This is a genomic window from Anaerobacillus sp. 63XJN7_5_ISO-PGPR-S23-430 (assembly GCF_056173695.1).
Genome location: NZ_CM149686.1, coordinates 3,871,552 through 3,890,927, shown reverse-complemented (window position 1 = coordinate 3,890,927; position 19,376 = coordinate 3,871,552). Strand labels below are relative to the sequence as shown.

The 19,376-nt window shown below is 37.8% G+C and carries 17 protein-coding genes and 2 pseudogenes; 12 read left to right on the top strand and 7 right to left on the bottom strand.

Features of this window, described 5'->3' with window-relative positions; translation table 11 throughout:
• The first annotated feature begins 75 nt into the window (after positions 1–75).
• A complete protein-coding gene (nadD, locus tag AC0VYJ_RS20055) occupies positions 76–699 on the top strand; it encodes a nicotinate (nicotinamide) nucleotide adenylyltransferase (protein ID WP_475366055.1) in 624 nt (207 codons plus the stop codon).
• Positions 700–882: 183 nt separating this feature from the next.
• Here the strand turns inward: nadD and AC0VYJ_RS20050 are convergent, their stop codons facing one another.
• Positions 883–2,058, bottom strand: coding sequence for a hypothetical protein (locus tag AC0VYJ_RS20050; RefSeq protein ID WP_475366054.1), 1,176 nt, complete (start codon positions 2,056–2,058; stop codon positions 883–885).
• Positions 2,059–2,760: 702 nt separating this feature from the next.
• On the opposite strand from AC0VYJ_RS20050, the gene AC0VYJ_RS20045 reads away from it, so the two are divergent.
• Positions 2,761–3,537, top strand: a complete 777-nt coding sequence (locus AC0VYJ_RS20045; protein WP_475366053.1) for a transposase — start codon at positions 2,761–2,763, stop codon at positions 3,535–3,537.
• A 104-nt stretch (positions 3,538–3,641) separates the two neighbouring features.
• Here AC0VYJ_RS20045 and AC0VYJ_RS20040 read toward each other — a convergent pair whose 3' ends face one another.
• Both AC0VYJ_RS20040 and AC0VYJ_RS20035 read right to left on the bottom strand, forming a co-directional pair.
• A complete protein-coding gene (locus tag AC0VYJ_RS20040) occupies positions 3,642–3,911 on the bottom strand; it encodes a hypothetical protein (RefSeq protein ID WP_475366052.1) in 270 nt (89 codons plus the stop codon).
• Positions 3,912–4,144: 233 nt separating this feature from the next.
• The gene (locus AC0VYJ_RS20035) at positions 4,145–4,939 is read right to left on the bottom strand and encodes a nucleotidyltransferase domain-containing protein (RefSeq protein WP_475366051.1); all 795 of its coding nucleotides are present in this window, start codon (positions 4,937–4,939) and stop codon (positions 4,145–4,147) included.
• A gap of 231 nt (positions 4,940–5,170) precedes the next feature.
• On the opposite strand from AC0VYJ_RS20035, the gene AC0VYJ_RS20030 reads away from it, so the two are divergent.
• The 5 genes from AC0VYJ_RS20030 to AC0VYJ_RS20010 all read left to right on the top strand — a co-directional run bounded on the left by AC0VYJ_RS20030 (position 5,171) and on the right by AC0VYJ_RS20010 (position 8,726).
• A complete protein-coding gene (locus AC0VYJ_RS20030; RefSeq protein WP_475366050.1) occupies positions 5,171–5,599 on the top strand; it encodes a hypothetical protein in 429 nt (142 codons plus the stop codon).
• Positions 5,599–5,895: a YwqI/YxiC family protein gene (locus AC0VYJ_RS20025; protein WP_475366049.1), complete on the top strand. Its 297-nt coding sequence runs from the start codon at positions 5,599–5,601 to the stop codon at positions 5,893–5,895. Before AC0VYJ_RS20030 ends, AC0VYJ_RS20025 begins: the two co-directional genes overlap by 1 nt.
• A 20-nt stretch (positions 5,896–5,915) precedes the next feature.
• Positions 5,916–7,805 carry a T7SS effector LXG polymorphic toxin gene (locus AC0VYJ_RS20020; RefSeq protein ID WP_475366048.1) on the top strand — a complete coding sequence of 630 codons (1,890 nt, stop codon included), beginning with the start codon at positions 5,916–5,918 and terminating at the stop codon, positions 7,803–7,805.
• Positions 7,806–7,809: 4 nt separating this feature from the next.
• Positions 7,810–8,292, top strand: a complete 483-nt coding sequence (locus AC0VYJ_RS20015; RefSeq protein ID WP_475366047.1) for an immunity protein YezG family protein — start codon at positions 7,810–7,812, stop codon at positions 8,290–8,292.
• A 278-nt stretch (positions 8,293–8,570) separates the two neighbouring features.
• Positions 8,571–8,726 carry a hypothetical protein gene (locus AC0VYJ_RS20010; RefSeq protein WP_475366046.1) on the top strand — a complete coding sequence of 52 codons (156 nt, stop codon included), beginning with the start codon at positions 8,571–8,573 and terminating at the stop codon, positions 8,724–8,726.
• 88 nt (positions 8,727–8,814) lie between these two features.
• Here AC0VYJ_RS20010 and AC0VYJ_RS20005 read toward each other — a convergent pair.
• From AC0VYJ_RS20005 to AC0VYJ_RS19990, 4 genes and pseudogenes are all read right to left on the bottom strand, one after another.
• Positions 8,815–8,991: pseudogene (locus AC0VYJ_RS20005) on the bottom strand (IS5/IS1182 family transposase); the annotation flags it as partial.
• A gap of 339 nt (positions 8,992–9,330) precedes the next feature.
• A complete protein-coding gene (locus AC0VYJ_RS20000) occupies positions 9,331–10,686 on the bottom strand; it encodes a four-carbon acid sugar kinase family protein (RefSeq protein ID WP_475366045.1) in 1,356 nt (451 codons plus the stop codon).
• Positions 10,687–10,721: 35 nt separating this feature from the next.
• A complete protein-coding gene (locus tag AC0VYJ_RS19995; protein WP_475366044.1) occupies positions 10,722–12,029 on the bottom strand; it encodes an Nramp family divalent metal transporter in 1,308 nt (435 codons plus the stop codon).
• Positions 12,030–12,050: 21 nt separating this feature from the next.
• Positions 12,051–12,845, bottom strand: coding sequence for an HpcH/HpaI aldolase family protein (locus AC0VYJ_RS19990; protein WP_475366043.1), 795 nt, complete (start codon positions 12,843–12,845; stop codon positions 12,051–12,053).
• 372 nt (positions 12,846–13,217) lie between these two features.
• On the opposite strand from AC0VYJ_RS19990, the gene AC0VYJ_RS19985 reads away from it, so the two are divergent.
• From AC0VYJ_RS19985 to AC0VYJ_RS19965, 5 genes and pseudogenes are all read left to right on the top strand, one after another.
• Positions 13,218–15,098, top strand: coding sequence for a sigma 54-interacting transcriptional regulator (locus AC0VYJ_RS19985; RefSeq protein ID WP_475366042.1), 1,881 nt, complete (start codon positions 13,218–13,220; stop codon positions 15,096–15,098).
• Positions 15,099–15,269: 171 nt separating this feature from the next.
• Positions 15,270–15,605 (top strand): annotated as a pseudogene (locus tag AC0VYJ_RS19980) (DeoR/GlpR family DNA-binding transcription regulator); the annotation flags it as partial.
• A gap of 627 nt (positions 15,606–16,232) precedes the next feature.
• Positions 16,233–17,519, top strand: a complete 1,287-nt coding sequence (locus tag AC0VYJ_RS19975; protein WP_475366041.1) for an ammonium transporter — start codon at positions 16,233–16,235, stop codon at positions 17,517–17,519.
• Positions 17,520–17,543: 24 nt separating this feature from the next.
• A complete protein-coding gene (locus AC0VYJ_RS19970) occupies positions 17,544–18,524 on the top strand; it encodes a DUF294 nucleotidyltransferase-like domain-containing protein (protein ID WP_475366040.1) in 981 nt (326 codons plus the stop codon).
• Positions 18,521–19,252 carry an exonuclease domain-containing protein gene (locus AC0VYJ_RS19965; RefSeq protein ID WP_475366039.1) on the top strand — a complete coding sequence of 244 codons (732 nt, stop codon included), beginning with the start codon at positions 18,521–18,523 and terminating at the stop codon, positions 19,250–19,252. The genes AC0VYJ_RS19970 and AC0VYJ_RS19965 overlap by 4 nt, the downstream gene beginning before the upstream one ends.
• Positions 19,253–19,376: the final 124 nt, after the last annotated feature.

Sequence of the window (19,376 nt, the reverse complement as noted above, 5' to 3'; positions counted from 1 at the left end):
CTTGGTCCGGATTGTTAAGAGGCGTGGTCGGTAATTATCTCTATTTTTGTAAAAACATTCTGAGGAGGTTTTTATATGGCGAAAATCGGTATCTATGGATCTTCTTTCGATCCAATTACAAATGTCCATTTGTGGACTGCAAACACGATTGCAAACAGGTGCAAACTTGATAAGATTGTTTTCTTACCCTGTTCAAATAAACGTCGAGATAAAACGATAAAAACGAGCAATGAAGACCGTTGGAACCTTTTATCTTTAGCGACGAAAAATAACGATACATTTGTTTTAAGTGATTACGAAATAAATCAAGAAGGTTGGCACCTAACCACATATGAAACATTGAGTCACTTCAAAAAGGTTTATCCAGATGATGAAATTTACTTTATTATGGGTGCCGACTTACTTGTTGATATTGCAGAAGGCAAATGGGGTAAATCAGAAAAGTTGATTAAGGAGAATAAATTTATCGTCATGGCTCGTGACGGTATAGATATGTTAAAAGCGATCAGCAGCTCTCCACTTCTTCGCAATAATGACGATGGTACGTTTCACTTACTAGACAAAGGAATCGCTATGGAGATTAGTTCTAGCTATATCCGTGACGAACTATCTATGGGTGGTGCACCGAGGTATTTACTTCCAGATGGTTGTTATGATTACATTCTTGCCAATTCTTTGTATACTCAGGAGGAAAAATGATCAGCGCTGGCATCGCTGGGGCATCGCTGGGACGGTTCTCGTGATTCACTTGAAGTATAAACCGATTTCCGAAAATACTAATCAAAAAACCAGTTAACTCATCATCTCGTTGATAAGTTAACTGGTTTTCTATTAGGGATAGAAAGTGAATCAGTAGAACCGTCCCGGTGATTCCGGTGATTCTTACTCAGCTTTATTAATAACCATATTCAACGTTTCTTTGATTTCCTTCAGCTCTTCCATTGCCTTTTCTTTTTCATCTGATTTAACAGCTTCCAGATAAGACTGGGCATGGTCAGAAAGAGTGTTGTAAGCTTCTTCGCCTTCCATGCGCGTAATGTCGCTTGAAATCATATCGATGAAGAGAGCACCTTCTAGAGCAGTAATCGTGGATTTATCTTCTCCCCATTCTTCTTCGCTTTCTTCATATTCATGAAGCGCTACTTTTGAGAAGCCGCGAATAAACGCATGGTTAACAGCTTCTGGGGCGATCTCTGCCACATCGTTTTCAAGACTGAAGTTCTTCTCGATCAGTGCTGCGTCTTCTTCAGCGTGGTTCATGATGTAATTTGAGATTGATTGATAGAATGCCCATCCTTCTGCTTGTTCCACGCGAGCATGTTCAGGATCCTCTTTTGCTTCCTTAGCTGCTTTTGTTGCATATCCTTCAGGTAGAGCGCCGGTTGCAAGGTAGAACGTCTTCATCAACGTCTTATCGACCATTTGGGTAGCGAGTACAAATTGAAGGTTATCATCGTTTTCAACAGCGGCTTCCATGTCACTGAAACCACCGTCGATTTGAGAAACCATGGAAGCATCGTATGCCGCGTCACGCTTTTCAACCGTTCCTTTTAACACTTCATAGTATTCCTTCGCTTCTTCAATCTCTTTGTTCACTTCTTCTGTATTGCCCCAGTTTTCTTTCACTTCGTCAAACTCATGCTTAACCGTTAAATAGAAAACTTTTTGCATTAGCTTATCGTAAATTTGTTTCACAACTTCGCCATCTAGGTCACCAGATTTTCCAGCTTCTAAAGCAGAAGAGATCTGTTGATCCATTTCGCCTTCTCGTTGCTCAACAAGAGGTTGTAAATCGTTATGATAAAGATCAATCACAGCCTGATAGTTAACTTCTTCACCTTCAGAAGCTTTCTCAAGCTCTGCTTTCCCTTCATTAAAAGAAGAAATGAAATCAGCATCTTCTTTTTCTTCACCATTACCTTCATCCGCTTTTTCTGTGCTATTCTGTTCTGATTTTTCATCAGAAGCACTTTCATTAGTAGAATTATCATTTTGCCCGCAAGCAGCTAGAACAAGTCCTAGAGCAAGAAATAAATATAAGATCTTATGTTTCAACACGTTTTGTTTCCTCCTATTTCCTATGTAGTAATCGTTATCATTTCATCATTAGCATATAGAGAATGATTCTCATTGTCAACCAGATAATGAGAATCACTGGGAATGTGCGGCATAGGTGGCATCGGCGGGAGCGCGCATCGCTGGGACGGTTCGTGTGAATCAATATAAGATGAAAACTAGAAATAAGAGTGATAGAACAAAAGGTGAGTCTTGCGTATTTAGGCAGCGACTCGACTTTTTGGGGGAAGAGAGGCGAAAAAGGCCTAGTTAAACAAACGTTTGATTAACTGGGCTTAAACAGATTTATCAAAACATTTCCATACAGATGAAGGGAATTTCACAAGCAAAAAGAATATGTAAACGAACTACAGATAATCAGGAGGTGATCTTGTAAATGGATTAAAATTCTAAGTCCCTAATAACTCTTATCTAAGTACCATGACTTCATTTCCTCCAACTCTTAACCCCGTTTTACAAAAGTATGAACCTACCACTAATTAACTTATTTTCATTCCAAATTTTGATCTCATTTTTCATCTACTAGATTTACATCCCAAACGTCTCTTCTGACAATCATCTCATCCTCGCATTACCTACCTCTATCTCAATCGTCTCCGTTAATTTGAGTAGTGTACAAATTCAATATGCTCTGACAATCAATTCAGAGATTCCGCCTCGACAAATCGAATAGGGAGAGTATTTATGCCACGAGAAGCAAGAAAAAGAAGCAAGACATCGATTTATCACGTCATTTTTAGAGGAGCCAATCGTCAGGAAATTTTTCATGATGATCATGATCGGATTCGATTTCTTAACGCGCTTGAAAAGTACGCCCTGTTGTACGAAATGAAATGCTATGCCTGGTGCCTTATGAACAATCATATCCATCTTCTATTAAAGGAAGGAAACGAAGAAATCTCACTTACGTTAAAACGCCTCGCCATAAGTTTTGTCCACACCTATCATTTTAAATATCGTACATCTGGACATCTCTTCGAAGATCGGTTTAAAAGTGAAAATGTGGAGTCAGTCAAATACCTTCTTACCGTGGTGCGCTACATCCACCAAAATCCACTGAAAGCGCGGATGGTTAGGAGTGTAGATGATTGGCCATGGAGCAGTTGTGCGGAATATTATCGGGGTTACTCCGAAACGAAATGGCTAGATTGTGATTATATCCTGAAATTCTATGGTCATGACCGCCGTTTAGCTATTGGCCATTTTAGGGAGTTTAATGAACGAATCACTGATGATTGTTGTTTAGAAGATGTAAACGATGAAAGAAGAAGATTAACCGATGATGAAGCGAGAGACCTCATAAGAAGCAGTCTTGGTGTAGTGGAAATTGCTCAGGTAAAGAGCCTCCCTAAAGAGAGAAGAGATCCGTTGATAAGAGAGTTAAAACGAATCAAAGGGGTATCGCAACGGCAGATGGCAAGAATATTGGGTGTTTCGCAGTCGTTGATTTTTAGGGCGTGACTCGGTAGAACCGTCCCGACGATTCATCTTTCTGGAAATAGCTCTTTTTAGTAGAGTCATTTCTTTTTAACTGTTACCGAAACGTTCTAGCTAGTTTACTAAATTTAGATAGCTTCAATAAGATAATTAAACCCCAAAAACCATGCAATGGTTATTGTAAGCACGATAACGATGTAGAAAGTAAGAATGACTCTTGCTATAAACCAATTATATTTTTCGTATAACTCATTTGATACAACGTGAGTTGCAGCAAATAGTGGAGCAATCAAGATGTTGAAAAACTGGAAATCACCGGAGGAAATCCAATTAACCAGTCCATTTCCTGCCGATTTACTAAGCAAAAATAATAGTGAGAAAATCGCATTAAGGATCAAGCAACATCCTATAATATCGCGACTAACAGTTAGTATATGTATCAGTTCTATCAAATCCTTTTTGCTATTTTAGCATGCGCATCACTGGAATAGTTCGTTGGTACATTTGAAAGGTTAATCATAGGTCTATATATAATTTAAAAAGATTTGTTCTAGTAATGAGTAGTTCACCAGTTTTCCTGTATTTCACAGAAAGTCACTAAGTAGAACAAGTAAATTGTTTCTATATTCTGTTACCCCCACACCTCTTCTAACGTACTCCTGAAAAGCTCATTTAACAGTTCCGTTGGATCCTCTGATTCATAATCTAAACTTTTTGCATAGGCTTCTAATTCCTCAATCTCTTTCTGTGAAAAGGAATTAATGATATCAATTCTCGGCTCAGCATTTAATTCTTCTCCAGCGATTTTACGTTTTAATAATGTTGTGATCTCTTCATGTAGATCTAATGGCAGAGCTGCATCTTCAAATAGTTCTTGAAAACCAATTGGCGGGATCGACTGATACTTCTTTATCCACCTAGCAGCAAGAACAGGTCTAAGAACGTAAAAATATTTCTTAATCCGAACCGCATCCCCCTGAAGATACTCTCTGAAATTCCCCTTGGCCATGTTTAGGTAATGGTACAAACAAGTCGTAGGTGAAAAGATCTTTTCGCCGAAATTTCTCATTTGCTCGGCTGTTGAAAAAGATTCGTAGTAAACAATATTTGAATGTAGCCACTCAAGGAGAGGGGGATTGGACTTCCGAAATAGTTTAAGAGCTTTTGTCAGTTCCCACCCGCTCATATCCATTAAATCATCCACGGGAATGGAGACTTTATCTCTCATTGGAATTTCGATCACATCTCTTTCTTGATCAATGGACAAGTACCATTCTTTTCGATGAATATAGATAAAGCGAACGTCGTAATCAGAATCCTTAGAAGGAAAACCCCACGCTCTACTCCCCGATTCACAAGCATAAAGGATTTTAATATCGTGATCGATCTCTGTTTGTTTAATGACATCTAATATGTGGTCATACATAAAAAATCACCTGCATAGTTAAATTATGGTTTCTGTATTATCATACTACAGGAGTTACTGAGCTGAAAAATGATTATTAAGGTTAACCAGTACATGATACCCCTACTATTTGCTCATTTTTTATGAAAATAATAGATTGGAAATAAATTGAATTGGGTAAATGGTAAGATAGATATCGAGATAAATCCTTTTATGATGAGGATTTCATATTGAAGGTATTGAGGTGAAGTCATGGGGATTTATGGAGAGTTAAGTAGTCTTCAAGGACTGATAAATGGAAAATCGAGTGAAATAGCTGATCAAATACGTCGTTTGCGAGAGGCTAAAGCTGAAATTAATCGTGAGCAAAATTTGTTACTTGGGGAAATTCGGAATTTACGACGACCTGATTTATCAGATCAATGGGTAGGACCACTTTCTGATGAATATGATGCTGATCGGGAGGCTTCCTATCAATCTATGGTTCAGATAGGAAATGAACAGTACGATTTGTACCAAAGGGTTATCGGTTCACGTATTCACACTCTTGAAGCCCAGCAAAGTCACTTTAGCTTTCTTGGGAGTCTCGCAAATGAAGCAGAATTCTTGTTACATAAAGGTGAAGATTATGCGGAAGATGTATCAGCGAAAATCAATCATATTAAAGGGAGGATTTTCTGATGTATAAAGCCGTTTCTGGCGGAGGATCTTCTACGGAGATTAAACTCAATTATTCAGAAGTGATGACGAAATTAGAAGAAGCAAAGAATGCCGTTCAACATCTCACGTTACCAGAGCCTTCAGCAGGTCAATTGGGGCGTAACAAAATGAACTATACAGATGCCTGGATTAATCGTGAACAAAACCTCCAAAGCTTATTGAAGGATTATATGACGGTTGTGCAAAAAAACCTTGAAGATACGAAAGCGAATGTGGATTCACTTAAAGAGCAGGATGAAGCTATTACAAGATCTTAAAGAAGGGGTAGTCGTTATAAGTGAAAGTCTATGAAGCTTCAACCTTATTTGATACGATGTCGACAAGAAGAAGGGAATACGAGACGCTAAGAGAACAATTGATCACCCTTCAAAAGGCTTTTCAAAGCATCGTTAAACTTGATGAAGCCCTTAAAGGCAAAGGTGCCGAGGCAATCAAAGGCTTTTATCAGGCTCAACTTGATGCGTTAAATCTATGGATTCAACTCGTTGATCGAAATATTGCTTTCTTTAGTGAGATTCCTGAAAAGGCTGCGTCAAGAAATCTTGAAAACGAAACCGTTGAGCTTCCTTTTTTAGAAGATGAGCTATCGAACAGCGAGAATAGAGCTAAAGAAATGATTGCAGATCAACAGGAAGATCTGCAACGGATTTTCGATCGCATCAGCGACATTCAACCACTGCAAGTTTTTTCTCGAAACGAAGTCGATCAACAACTTGATGAAGCAAAGATGAAACGAGAAAAGACGATCGAAAGCGTTGAACAATTTGATGAAGAACTAACGAGTAAATACACGATGATGGAAAGCAATGAGCAGGTTCTAACCGCTTTGTGCAGTGAATTAATGAATGCCTCGAGTCAAGGGAATCAGGTTTCATCGATCTACTACGATGCGGAGTCTTTTCATTCGAGTGATATTTATTCGGCGATTGCTGCGAGTCAAGCGGAAGCGGCTAGCGTGAAGAAAGAGCAAACTTCTCAGGAAGTTGAATCGGCTGTGGAGGAAAATGAAAATCCTTTTATTGAATCGGTTAATAGTTTTAAAGAGATTGGTACTGATTTTTGGGCTGGCTTTCAAGAGCGTGGCGAAAAGAAAATGGATTCTCTCTACGACTTTGGGAATTATCTCACCTCAGGATTATTCGAGGGGGTAAGAGGTGCTGTTAGTGCAATGGACGAACGATCTGATAAAGCTATGGATTCACCGTATGATTTTGTGAATTACTTGACGAGTGGTGGAGCGGATCTGGTGACAGACGCGTTAAATCCTGAAGATGATTTTTCGAAAGAGCATTGGTTGAGTAGTTTTGGGCTGGCATCGATGGTTGCTGGGGCGAAGGTGAGTGTTCCTAAAAGCAGCACGGCTAAGATGAACAGCATCAAGCATAGTGTTCATCCGGACGTTACAAGGAAAGTCATGAAAGAGACTTATCAAAAAGTGGTGCAGGGTCCACTGATGAATACGCGAGTGGATATGAAAGAGATTGTGCGGAAGGTCCTTGATTATAAGGTTCCGTTGCGAACGGATTATGCTTTGGCGGGAGTTGGAGATATTCCTCATAATACTGTGAGAGATATGGGGAAGAATGCTAGGGAAACGTTTAATCTTAGTAGTGTGAAGAAGGATAAAGGGACAGAGGGAAATAATAGAGGTAATTTAACTAAAGAAGTCAAAGAGATAGATTTTGGAAAACATATAATAAAAGGCGAAAATGGCAGAAAAAAATTAATGCCAAATACTAAATATGTGACAAGCGATAATTATAAATATACTACTGATGAACTTGGGCGTATTGTTAATGTAGAAGCCTCTGAGCTTGTTTTAAAGAGAGCTGATAGAAACAAATATGCCCAAGCAAATGTAGGTGGTAATGATAGGTTAGTAGACGATGATGGTGGCCATTTAATAGGAGCACAGTTTAATGGTCCTCCAGATATTGATAACCTCGTACCTCAAAATAGTCAAATTAATAGAAGAGGTGGAGTTTGGTATGATATGGAGACAGAATGGGCCAATGCCTTAAAAGAGGTACCACCTAAAAAAGTTTCTGTTAAAATTCAACCTATTTATTCTAGTAAATCTATGCGGCCAGATATATTTATAATAAAATACAAATTTGAAGGAAAAAGACAAGTTAGGCTAGAGATATCAAACCAATCAGGAGGTTAAAATTATGAGTTTTGAACTTCAATTAAATAACTTATATGAACAAATTGCACAACATCTTAACGAATTGATACCAGTTGAATGGAGTGAGGTTTATTTCAATGGAGAAGTAAAGGGAAATGAGGGCGGTGTATATTTTTTCTTCATCCCTGTTGATAGTCAAAATGAAGTAGTTTACTCACATGATATACCAGATTTATATAATGTTAGTGAGAAATCATATGATCAAGAACTTCATAAATTGTTTGAACTTACTACTAAGGTACAGCAGGTGTTTATAGACAATGATCAAGAACCGTGGTTTTCAGTTGCATTCATTTTAAATGCGTCTGGTAAATTGAATGTGCATTTTGACTACACTAACTGGCATAACAGCGAATTCGGTCCTACAGATCGGATTGAGTATTTTGAGTTTAAATATGTAAATCAAAATAAAGAACAATTTGATACAGACTTAATGAAGAGAATGGCGGCCTTTGAAGAAAAATAAAAAAAGTGTGGGACAAATTGAATTGTAGCCTTTAATATGAACAGTTCAGTTAATAAAAAATGACCTAGGGGGACATGGGGACAGGTTCCTCGTCCCACTGGATCTGTTCAAGCAAAATATTATACGCTGAAGAAGTAATGAAGGAAACCCGCTGAGTTAGCTGATGCATCCGCTTGGTGGGCTTTTTTTGTTGTTATGAAATGTTTTATTTTGAGACAAGCCTTTTTATTTATATGGTAAAATTATCAAAAAGATATTATTTTGATGGGGAATAGATAATGAATGAAACGATCAAACTTATTCCAAATGATATACAAACTATTAAAGTCGTTAAAGATGAAACAACTAAACTAATTAAACATTATGCTATCCAATATAGGAGGGACATGGAAGCAGGTACAGATTCCTCTTCTCACCGGAAAGCGAGGTATTAGGAGGGACATGGGGACAGGTTTTTCCTCCCAACCAGTGACTTAGGACATATCCAATAAAATAGTAAAAAATACCATATTTAGCTTTATTAGAGGATAGGATCTTACCTATCCTCTTCAAGTTAACGGCTATAGCCGTTAACTTGGCTTGTTTAGACATACTTAATCGACTGTACCACCTGGCACAACCTAATCCGTGGAAGTTCTTCATCTCCCCATTCTTCCATTCCTGACAAGCTCGTTTTCGATACTTCTCTTTAAACTCATCAAGGGACGTGGGGACAGGTCACCCGTCCCGTTAGTGATGTCTTCAGTCTTGTTTTACACGGCTATGGGGACAGGTACCTCGTCCCACCGGGAATCTCGGAGTTAGTATAGAAGCGATACAGTCATTCTTTAGTAATTGTAGAATGTTTATGATCAAATCTGCAAAGTTGTTTTATTAGATAATTGCTGGGCCAATGTATCTGTCCCTTTGTCCCCCAGGTGTTCTCGCTTAGCCTTTATGAGTGGTCTCGAACCCCCCCTGAAGGTTTCAACTATCTATATTATAGATTGCAATTCAAGAGAGAACGTTATTCATAGTGTCTAATTTATAGGTTATAGTTTAGTATGAAGTAGGTGTCTCCCTCTTCCCGAGTTCTTCGATAATGTCTTTAAGGTAGGAATCTTCTCCAATGTTGCCAGGGAAGATGATATATGGGAAGTTGGGGAATTTGCTTTCAATTCCAGTGATCCAAACTGGTACTCCTTTCTTTATTTGACCTAGAACTTGAGCTTTTTTTACGTTTAAGCCCTTTTTGGCTATGTCACTAGAGGTAATTCCTCCCTTGGCAATAATAAAAGAAGGTGTGCTTTCAAGCTTCATTACAATACTACTAAGGGCATTGGATATTTGAACGGAAATTTCTAATAGGTCCTCATCGTCCATATCCTTCGATATAAATACTTCTCTGCTTGTAAAGATAACTACATTCTGCCCCTTTTGAATTAAATTCTGTGCTTGATTTGATATAGTTTGAATAACCTTTTTTTCATTTTGCTTAATCACTTTTTGAATATTAAATTCCAAAAAAGTTACTGGTAGATTTGAATCCATTAGTGCTTTCAGTTGTTTAGTTGTTTTGTCTACATGAGAGCCAACGATGATTAAACCACCGTTTTGATTGTTTGTATTCAGTAATTCCTTACCTGTTAATAATGGTTTGTCAGGAATTCTTCCAAACACTTTAACAAAAGAAGCTGCAGATCTGATGATGAAATTTTTCTTGTTTGCAAGGGACAGTCGCAACGATTCACAAAAAAATTCTAACTGACTATACTCAGTGGCATTCACAATTACTTTTTTTTCATTTGATATGGAATCTAGTTTATTCATTAATGGATATATGTTTGCTTTTTTCAATTCTTTATGATCAATATACATACACTCATTCTCTTTATATAGTCCATTGGTTTTTTCCTCGATATACAATCCAAGGTGCGAATGGTAATAACCAAAGGTCTTATCCTTGGAAAATTCAGTTTCTGCTATAGGAACTAATTTATCATTTTCTTTTAAATAATGAACATTGTCAATCGTGATACGTCCGCCCTCAAAAAAGCTTGGACAAATGATTTGTCCATCCATTTCGCGTCCTGTTAACTCTCTAATAGTCGCAGAGATAATATCCATCTCCAAGATATAATGGCCGCGAAGAGTGGAGTCTCCTCTACAAATAATTACAAACTCTTTGCCACTTTCTTTCGAAACCTTAACGATATTTTTAGCTATTTCTTGATGTGTTTTAATCGTTTTTTCTTTTGAAAAACTCCTTGAATTAGTTAAAATAAAAAACATTTCCTCAGATTCATTAAAACCTTCCCTAACGGAATTAATATCCCAGCAGGTATATACGGAAAGATTGTGAATGGTTTGAACTCCGGTTGGATCATCGTCTAAGACAATTATTTTCCTGTCCATTAAATTCATTACCACCTTTTGTTGTTTTCTGGATTTCAAAATAATTCAATTACTATTTTATATGAGCTCCATAAGGCAAGGACTGTAGTTCCAATCAATACAATATTTTCAAACCAATTATTAAGAAATTGAGTCGGTAAATATTTTTTTCTTGTAGCTAGAAACAGCAATCCAATTGCTATAGCAGGAAGGCATGCTGCTTGTAGAATTGTGGTCATTAAGGTTAATTCAATGAAGCCGGGCATTCCAGGTATAAACCAAATAAATGCTGAAAACATGAAAAATATAGCAATGTACTTGTATAAAGGATCGCTCTCAGTTGTGGAATACTTTTCTTTTCTTTCGGGTTTTATAATCCATAGGTTATCCATGGCAACATTGTTATAGCCGTGGATAATGCCAAGTATTGTACTATATAATGCACCGAAAACTCCTAGGTAAAATGCAAGTCCACCTATACGTCCAAACTCTCCTTCTAATGCCCTTGCGATGTCACTTAATGATGTTACTTCAATACCTTGCGGACGAAGAATTTCGGCACCAACCACCCAAATAGATAGATTGATAACAACCATTATAATTATGGTGAAAAGCAATTCATTTCTTTGTATTTTCTTATATGATGAATTATTCCAACCTTTTGCACGGATGGAACGTGGATATAGAAAGTTAACTATTGAGCCAGCTACTGCACCAATCATTGATAATGTTATGGCTAACGAACCAAACAAACCGGTTCCCTCTGGCATTTCAAATGTAAAAACGCCTTTTGCTAATTCATTTGGATCTGGAGTACTCGTAAGCGCTAGGTAGATAAATGCTATGGTCATAACAGCCAATAAAACTTTCATGACGTTCTCAAGTTGAGAATAAACGTTCGTTCTCAATAGGAAAAAACAAGAGATAATCACAATAACTGACCAAAAGAAAGGGCTTCCAAAACCGTTGAAAATATAATAGAGTGCCTCACCAGATCCCTTCACCATATTTGAAATAGCCATATGCCCTAATACAATAGCCATTGTCATAAATAGGAACGGATAGATTTTACTAATTCTTGTATAGGCTTCAAATAATGATATTTTTTCGATGTTACAAAGTTCGAAACGAGTCAGAATATTGACAACGATAAATCTAATCATACAAGCAATTACTAAAACCCACATTAGAGCATATCCGTAATGTGAACCTGCAACCGAGGAATCTACTAAATCTCCAGCACCAAGCCCTGTTAACATAAAAATTACCCCAGGTCCTAGAGACTTCAGTGTTTGTTTCCACGTCAATTTTTTGAATTCAACTTTTTCCGGTTGAGGATTATACTGTGGTTCCGTGTTAATCATTATTATCCCCCCATAACTTTCTTAATGTTTTGGATATAATTCATTGAATTTTGATACTGTGTTTTTTGCGAGTTCTCCTAGAGTCGTAGTATCAGACATCATAACCACAATACGATAACCTTTTTCATATAAATCCTTAGCTTGATGAATATTACTCGCAACCGTTGCCAGGGCTTTGTCTGATTGTAATACTAACTTTTCTATTTTACTAATTGTCTCCTTAACTTCGTATGCCTGGGGATTCCCAAAGTAACCCATAGATGTAGATAAATCCATTGGTCCTATAAATATCCCATCAATTCCTCTTACATTTAAGATTTCTGGTAAATTATCAACTGCTTCCTTCGTTTCAATTGCAACAAACAAACTGATTTGTGCGTTTGCGTGTTCAAGATAATCTTTACCATTCATAGCAAACCCTCCAGCCCTCGGACTTGGCGCAATCCCTCTAAAGCCTTCGGGAGGGTATTTACAAGCCTTTACTGCTTGTTTGGCTTCTTCTACGGAGTTGACATAGGGAACTAATATTCCGTGAGCTCCGGCATCGAGAACTCTTTTAATTACTACAAAATCATTCCATGGTACTCTTACAAAAGGTGTTACTTCATAACTTGATAATGCATGGAGCTGATGAAGCAATGACATTATATCTCCTGGTCCATGCTCCATATCAATTACTAAAATGTCAAAACCAGATTTCGCCATAATTTCTGCAGTTATGGGACTTGAGGCTTGTAGCCACCCAGCGGACATTTTTTTATTACCTAACAGCTGATCCTTTACACGGTTTTTAAATACATTGTTTAACTTTAGCACTTGAAACCCTCCTCGATTGTTTTCGTTTATATAAGTAGCAAGAAGTATGCCAACTTTTATGATTTTATATATTATTCAAAAAGCGCAGTTTAAAAGGGTTGTGAGTTTATTAAGTATAAATTTAGTACTTCATTGGTTCATAATATTGTTTAATGAGACATATTTGTTTCAACAATTTGTGTCATTAAACGAGAAAGGAAGGGTAATTATGTTACGATTAAGAAAACTTTTAATTGGGCATCTTCCTATGGTGTTCTGCGTTTTTTGTAAGCGCTATCTCTTGCGTTCATTCGTTTTTTAATAGTGAAATATAGTTACTATCCCATGGCCCCATAATAAAAGCTACTATACGAACTAGAAGGGGGAAATTAAGTGATTAAAATTGCTTTAGTTGTTCCGTGCAAGGACTTTATCAAAGATGCTGCTACTATTTTTAAAGAACATGATGAATTAGATTCAAATCAACAAAAATATCTATTTGAGTTTGAGGAGATTGTAATTGCTGAGGAAAATCAGCATGCTAAAATCCATGCAGATATTATTATTACTCGGGGACTACTAGCTGAAATTTTAAGGAGAGTTTCTGGGAATATCCCAATTGTTGAAATCGCTGTTTCTTCTTCTGATATACTTCGCACCATTCGTAAGTGTAGTGAGCAATTTGGTAGAAGGAAAATAGGTGTCATTGCTGCAAGCAACATGTTAGCAGGTTTAAATAATATATATGATTTACTTGATGCACCTATCGAAACGTATAGACTGGGTACTAATTGGAACGGGAGTTATTTGGTAAAAGAAGCTCATGCTAGTGGTTGTGAAATTATCCTAGGTGGAATTAAAACGTGTAAATATGCGGAAGATTTAGAAATTGATAATATGGTAATTGAATCAAGTCCCGAGGCGCTGTGGCAAGCAATTACACAGGCGAAGATAATGGTTATCACAGCTTTAAGAGAACAAGAAAAGGCAAAAAGATTACAGGCGATCCTTGATGGTTCTAGCGATGGGGTTATTGTGATAAATGAGAGTAACGAAATCGTAATGTTGAATCCTAAAGCAGCCCAACTAATGGACCTCGACAAGACTACTAATGAACAAAAAATAGAAAACACAACTATTTTACCGGAGTTTAAAGTATTAATGCAAGATACAAATGAGTATACAAATGAGGTTTTTCAATACAACAAAATAATGCTAAATATCAATAAACGCTTTATTAAAGTTAAAGAAGTAGTATCTGATATTGTATTTACAATTCAAGCGGTTCAAGACCTACAATTACTAGAGGGCAGTATAAGAAAACGAATTTATAGTAAAGGTCATACAGCGAGTTTCACTTTTTCAAAGATTATTGGAGAAACAGAAAGAATGAAACAAATTATAAAAGTAGCAAAAAGATATAGTCGTACGAATTCGAATATCCTTTTAATAGGTGAAAGTGGTACTGGTAAAGAAGTATTTGCTCAAAGTATACATCGTGAAAGCAACAGATTTTCCAATTCGTTTGTGGCAATTAACTGTGCGGCTATACCTGAACAGCTCCTAGAAAGTGAACTATTCGGTTACGTGTCTGGAAGTTTTACTGGAGCTAATAAAAATGGAAAGGCTGGACTTTTTGAGATCGCTCATCGTGGAACTATTTTTTTAGATGAGATCGCCGAAATACCGTTAACCCTTCAGGCCAAACTCCTACGTGTTCTACAAGAAAGGGAATTTATGCGGGTAGGAAGTGATGAGGTTATTAAAGTAGACATTCGTCTTGTCGCTGCAACGAACAAAGATTTAAGAACTTTAGTGAAAGAGAATCGATTTAGAGAAGATTTGTTTTATAGATTGGATGTTTTAAGGATTGAATTGCCTACCTTAGAACAACATAAAGGTGATATTCCTTTCTTGGTCGAAGATTATTACCATAAAAATTATCCTGAGATTGAAATTACAGAAGAAGCGAAACAATTATTAATGCATTATTCATGGCCAGGAAATGTGCGACATCTCTATAACATTTGTGAGCGATTAGCTGTGCTATACACGCCTAATATTACTCAGTCAGATGTAAAAGCAGTTCTTCACAACACCTCACCTGGAAAACTTGATGACCATCCAACCAATGAAAAAGAACGCATTCTACAAACATTAATTAAAACACAATATAACCGTAGCAAAACTGCAAAGAGTCTAGGTATGAGTCGATCAACACTCTGGAGAAAAATGAAAGAATATCAAATTACTGTAGATAGAGGTTTGTCTTGAAATGAAGGAAATTGGAAATCACGGGGGTGGTGCTCATGAGGCACTTGAAAGTATAAACAGATTTTCGCAAATACTAATCAAAAAACCAGTTAAATCACCACCTCATTGATGAGCTAACTGGTTTTCTATTAGGAATAGAGAGTGAATCAGTAGAACCGTCTCGGTGATTCTTTACATGCTAAATCAATGTCTTATCTTGGTCCACTCGCTGAGGCTTGGCTAGAGGATTATCATGTTAATAAAACCTTCATTTCTTGTAAAGGTATCCATCTAAGCCGAGGAATTAGTGAATCAAATGAACAGCAAGCTCGCATTAAAAGGAAAATGTTAGATAGTGCGGATATTAATTTTGTGATGGTGTATTATAGCAAGTTTGGTCTCCGGGCATTCGCTCGTTTTGCAGAGTTGGATATGATCGATCACGTTCTTTCCGATCAAAAGCTGGATAATGATTATGTTCAGCAATTATCCGAACGTGCAATGAATGTGATTCGTGTTGATACTTAGACTACTCAGTATCCTCCATTTTGAACCCATGCCGATTGGCTTTGGGTTTCTTACTTTTTATAAATGAGAGCGGTGGACTAATATGAGGGAAAACCATGTTTTTCACAGTTCTTGAATGATACTAATGGTTCATTTTAGAGTTAAAATCTCTTACATAAGTAGGGAAAAGGGCTGTTCTTAGTGAACTCTCGTAAGCTAAAACTGATCTCCATATAAAAAAACAGGAAGCTATTACTTAGCTTACCTGTTTTTTTTATAATAAATTCAGTTAATCGGTAGAACTATTGTTCATAAGATCTGTGCTACCGTTTTTAAGTTTAAAAATATAAACGATCGAAATTGGATAATGATGATCGTACCCATTCAGACTAGGTAAATGGCATATTAAACAAACGTTTGATTAATATGCTTTTTAAACTAACCCTACTAATCATATTCACAAAATCCTAGAAAACCTCCCTCAACGTGATCTGACCACCCCTCAACATATAGTCAGAGAGATAATGTGACATGATTGTTGTAGACAATTTTTGTTCATGCAAAAATACTTATAATAATAAATGTCAGATTAATTAACATTTTCTAAAAATAAGATTATGGTTCTGAAAAGTGAAAGGGGAAGTTGGAATGGATTCGATGTTTTTGATGAATAGTCTTTGGGTGATGTTCTCAGCAGTACTCGTTATTTTGATGCTAGGTGGCTTCATTTTACTTGAAGCTGGGTCAACACGAATGAAAAATGCTGGCCATATTGCTGGTAAGACGATCTTCACATTTGGGATTGCTTCGTTAGTCTTTTGGGCAGTTGGGTATGGGTTAATTTTCGGTGAAGGAAATGCTCTCTTCGGTTTAACGGACTTTTTCTATTCAGGTTATGAAATTGAGGGATTAGGACTTTCGGCGCCAGTTTTCTTCTTATTCCAGTTAGCGTTCGCAGGTATTTCATTAACGATCGCATTTGGTGGCTTTGCTGAACGTGCGAAACTAACAGCTTATATTCTGTTTGCGGTTTTATTTTCGGTCCTCGTTTATCCTGTGATTGCCCACTGGATTTGGGGCGGCGGCTGGTTAGCTGAGCATGGGAAACAGGACTTTGCGGGTTCAACGGTTGTTCACCTTACAGGTGCAATGGGCGCTTTTGCCGCAACGATTCTTTTAAAACCACGGATTGGTAAATACAATAAAGATGGTTCTCCAAACAACATTGCCGGACATAATCAGGTATTTACGGCGCTTGGTGTGCTTGTTTTATGGGTAGGTTGGTTCGGATTTAATGCAGGTAGTACGTTATCTGCTGACGCTGCATTCTTTGGATTTGTTGCCATGAATACAAACTTAGCAGCAGGTGCTGGAGCTGTAGCCGCTTTGGTTGTGGCGTGGGCCGTAACAGGAAAAGCGGATGTGCCAACGATGTTAAACGGTGGATTAGCAGGATTAGTTGCCATTACAGCTTCCTGTGCCTTTGTCGACACATGGGCAGCGGTTGTGATTGGATTAGTTGCCGGAATGATCGTATTTTACAGCATGAGATTTTTCGAAAAACGGAAAGTGGATGACCCCATCTTTGCTTTATCTGTTCACGGTGTAGCAGGCGTTTGGGGTACGTTATCAAACGGTTTGTTCGCAACGCCAGAACTTGCGACTGTTGGGAAACCAGGACTTTTCTACGGAGGCGGCTTCGAGCAGCTAGGCGTTCAAGCGCTTGGTGTTGGTGCGAGTGGGGCTTATGCCTTTGGTGTTTCATTTCTTCTTTTAGTGATCATTAAGAAAGTGCTAAACGGATTACGTGTCACTGAAGAAGAAGAGATTATCGGTCTTGATCTGAGTGAACACGGTAGCTATGGCTATCCAGAATTTTTGCAGACGAGCGAACAGCCAGTACAACAAGGTGGAAAAAGCTCAAAATCCGGTTAATTGAGATGCAAAGGGGCTGTCGATATGGATGACGGTGTTGAAACTTATGAGGATCTAAACAAAATGAGAGAACAACAAATCAAGAACGTTGCGACAGATCATTTTGCACTGAATCATTTCCATGATCAGCTGATGAGTCAAATCGTGCATCTAGCAGTAGAGAAAGTGAAAAAAGAGTGGGGGCCACCTCCCTCTCCTTTTTCATTTTTTTTAATGGGAAGCGGCGGGCGGTTTGAGCAAGCGCTATGGAGTGACCAGGATCATGGGATTGTCTATGAAGTTACGAGCGAAGAGGCGAGCAACTATTTTCTTAAGCTTGGAAAAGAAATCTCGGTTGGTCTCAATACGATTGGATATGAATTCTGTGATGGAAATGTGATGGCGTCTAATCCACTTTGGTGTAAATCAATAGAAGAGTGGAAAAGGCAGCTTGAAAATTGGATGGATGATGAAAGTTTTGAAGCCATTCGTCATTTATTGATTTTTATTGACGCGAGAGTGTTAGTTGGTCGGTATACGTTTATTGAAGATTTAAAGCAAGTCATTCACTCTAATATCGAGGAATCACCATACTTATTAAAAAGAATGCTGAAAAATACGATGAGGCTTCAAAAAGGGATCGGTGTATTCGGACAAATACTCGTCGAAACGCATGGTACTCATACTGGAGAAATCAATTTAAAACAGACGGCTTTATTTCCCTATGTTAACGCAGTGAGGCTTCTTGCATTGAAGGAGAGCGTGATGACGACGTCTACTTTAGCAAGACTTGGTGCTTTATCAGACATTAGCCGCTCGGAGTGGAAGCAGTATGAAGATAAATTTAGGCAGCTTTTACAGTTTCGACTTCGTTATGGAAAACAAGAAGATTATGAAGCCGTTCATTATGTGACGATTGATTCCCTTCCTAGAGAACAGAAGAAAGAGCTTAAGGAGATTATGAAAAAAGGGATTGAGCTTTACAACGACACCACAAAGCACATCGAAAAAGGGTGTTCTAAATGAAGATGAATCAAATGGTTCAATATTTAAAGCAGCTGTCCGGTAAGGTGAATACGAGCATGTACGCATCAATTCAAGATCAATCAAATCCTCATCATATTTCCATGCTAAGACAGATGCAAAAAGAAATAAAAATGAAAAACACGTTAGAAGTACCCTTAAATCAATTACGAGTCGTTGTGTTTGATCTTGAAACAACTGGTTTTTATCCGAATAAAGGGGACACCATCCTGTCGATTGGGGCGGTGAAAGTAACCGGTGAAACCATCGAAAAAGATACTTTTTATTCATTAGTTCAGTCTAGTAACGCCCCATCCGGAGAGGTTACTGAATTAACGGGCATTAAGGCGGAAGATCTGGATTCCGCACCGCCCCTCTCAGATGTGCTCGCTCGATTTTATGAATTTATGAAAGGGCACACTTTAGTTGCGCATCATGCGAAGCATGAACAGTCTTTCATGCAACAAGCCACCTGGAGTTTGATGCGTGCCAGTTTCGATCATCGCATTGTGGATACTTCCTTTTTAATACGAATTGCTGATCCGGAGCTAAAAGGGTTTCAATTAGAAGAGTGCTGTACAAATTGCGGAGTTGAGGTAAAAGATCGCCATCATGCCCTGGGAGATGCCAAAATGACAGCTGAGCTTTGGTGTTATTACTTGAAGAGAATTCAGGAGATGGGATTTACGAATTTGCGTGAGGTTTATGAGCGGTTGGCGCGGATGGGGTAGTGGTGACAGGCACCATCCCCATTATGTTACCTACTGTTGAGAATCACGGAATGTTTTCGTAATTCCTTCTCAAATACTAATAGATTTCTGTATTTAAGACTCTGGTAAGAAGCAGGTAGCTAAT

Coding starts and splice junctions, on each gene's coding strand:
- nadD (WP_475366055.1), top strand. CDS start 76: ATGGCGAAAATCGGTATCTATGGATCTTCTTTCGATCCAATTACAAAT.
- AC0VYJ_RS20045 (WP_475366053.1), top strand. CDS start 2,761: ATGCCACGAGAAGCAAGAAAAAGAAGCAAGACATCGATTTATCACGTC.
- AC0VYJ_RS20035 (WP_475366051.1), bottom strand. CDS start 4,939: ATGTATGACCACATATTAGATGTCATTAAACAAACAGAGATCGATCAC.
- AC0VYJ_RS20030 (WP_475366050.1), top strand. CDS start 5,171: ATGGGGATTTATGGAGAGTTAAGTAGTCTTCAAGGACTGATAAATGGA.
- AC0VYJ_RS20025 (WP_475366049.1), top strand. CDS start 5,599: ATGTATAAAGCCGTTTCTGGCGGAGGATCTTCTACGGAGATTAAACTC.
- AC0VYJ_RS20015 (WP_475366047.1), top strand. CDS start 7,810: ATGAGTTTTGAACTTCAATTAAATAACTTATATGAACAAATTGCACAA.
- AC0VYJ_RS20010 (WP_475366046.1), top strand. CDS start 8,571: ATGAATGAAACGATCAAACTTATTCCAAATGATATACAAACTATTAAA.
- AC0VYJ_RS20000 (WP_475366045.1), bottom strand. CDS start 10,686: ATGGACAGGAAAATAATTGTCTTAGACGATGATCCAACCGGAGTTCAA.
- AC0VYJ_RS19995 (WP_475366044.1), bottom strand. CDS start 12,029: ATGATTAACACGGAACCACAGTATAATCCTCAACCGGAAAAAGTTGAA.
- AC0VYJ_RS19975 (WP_475366041.1), top strand. CDS start 16,233: ATGGATTCGATGTTTTTGATGAATAGTCTTTGGGTGATGTTCTCAGCA.
- AC0VYJ_RS19970 (WP_475366040.1), top strand. CDS start 17,544: ATGGATGACGGTGTTGAAACTTATGAGGATCTAAACAAAATGAGAGAA.
- AC0VYJ_RS19965 (WP_475366039.1), top strand. CDS start 18,521: ATGAAGATGAATCAAATGGTTCAATATTTAAAGCAGCTGTCCGGTAAG.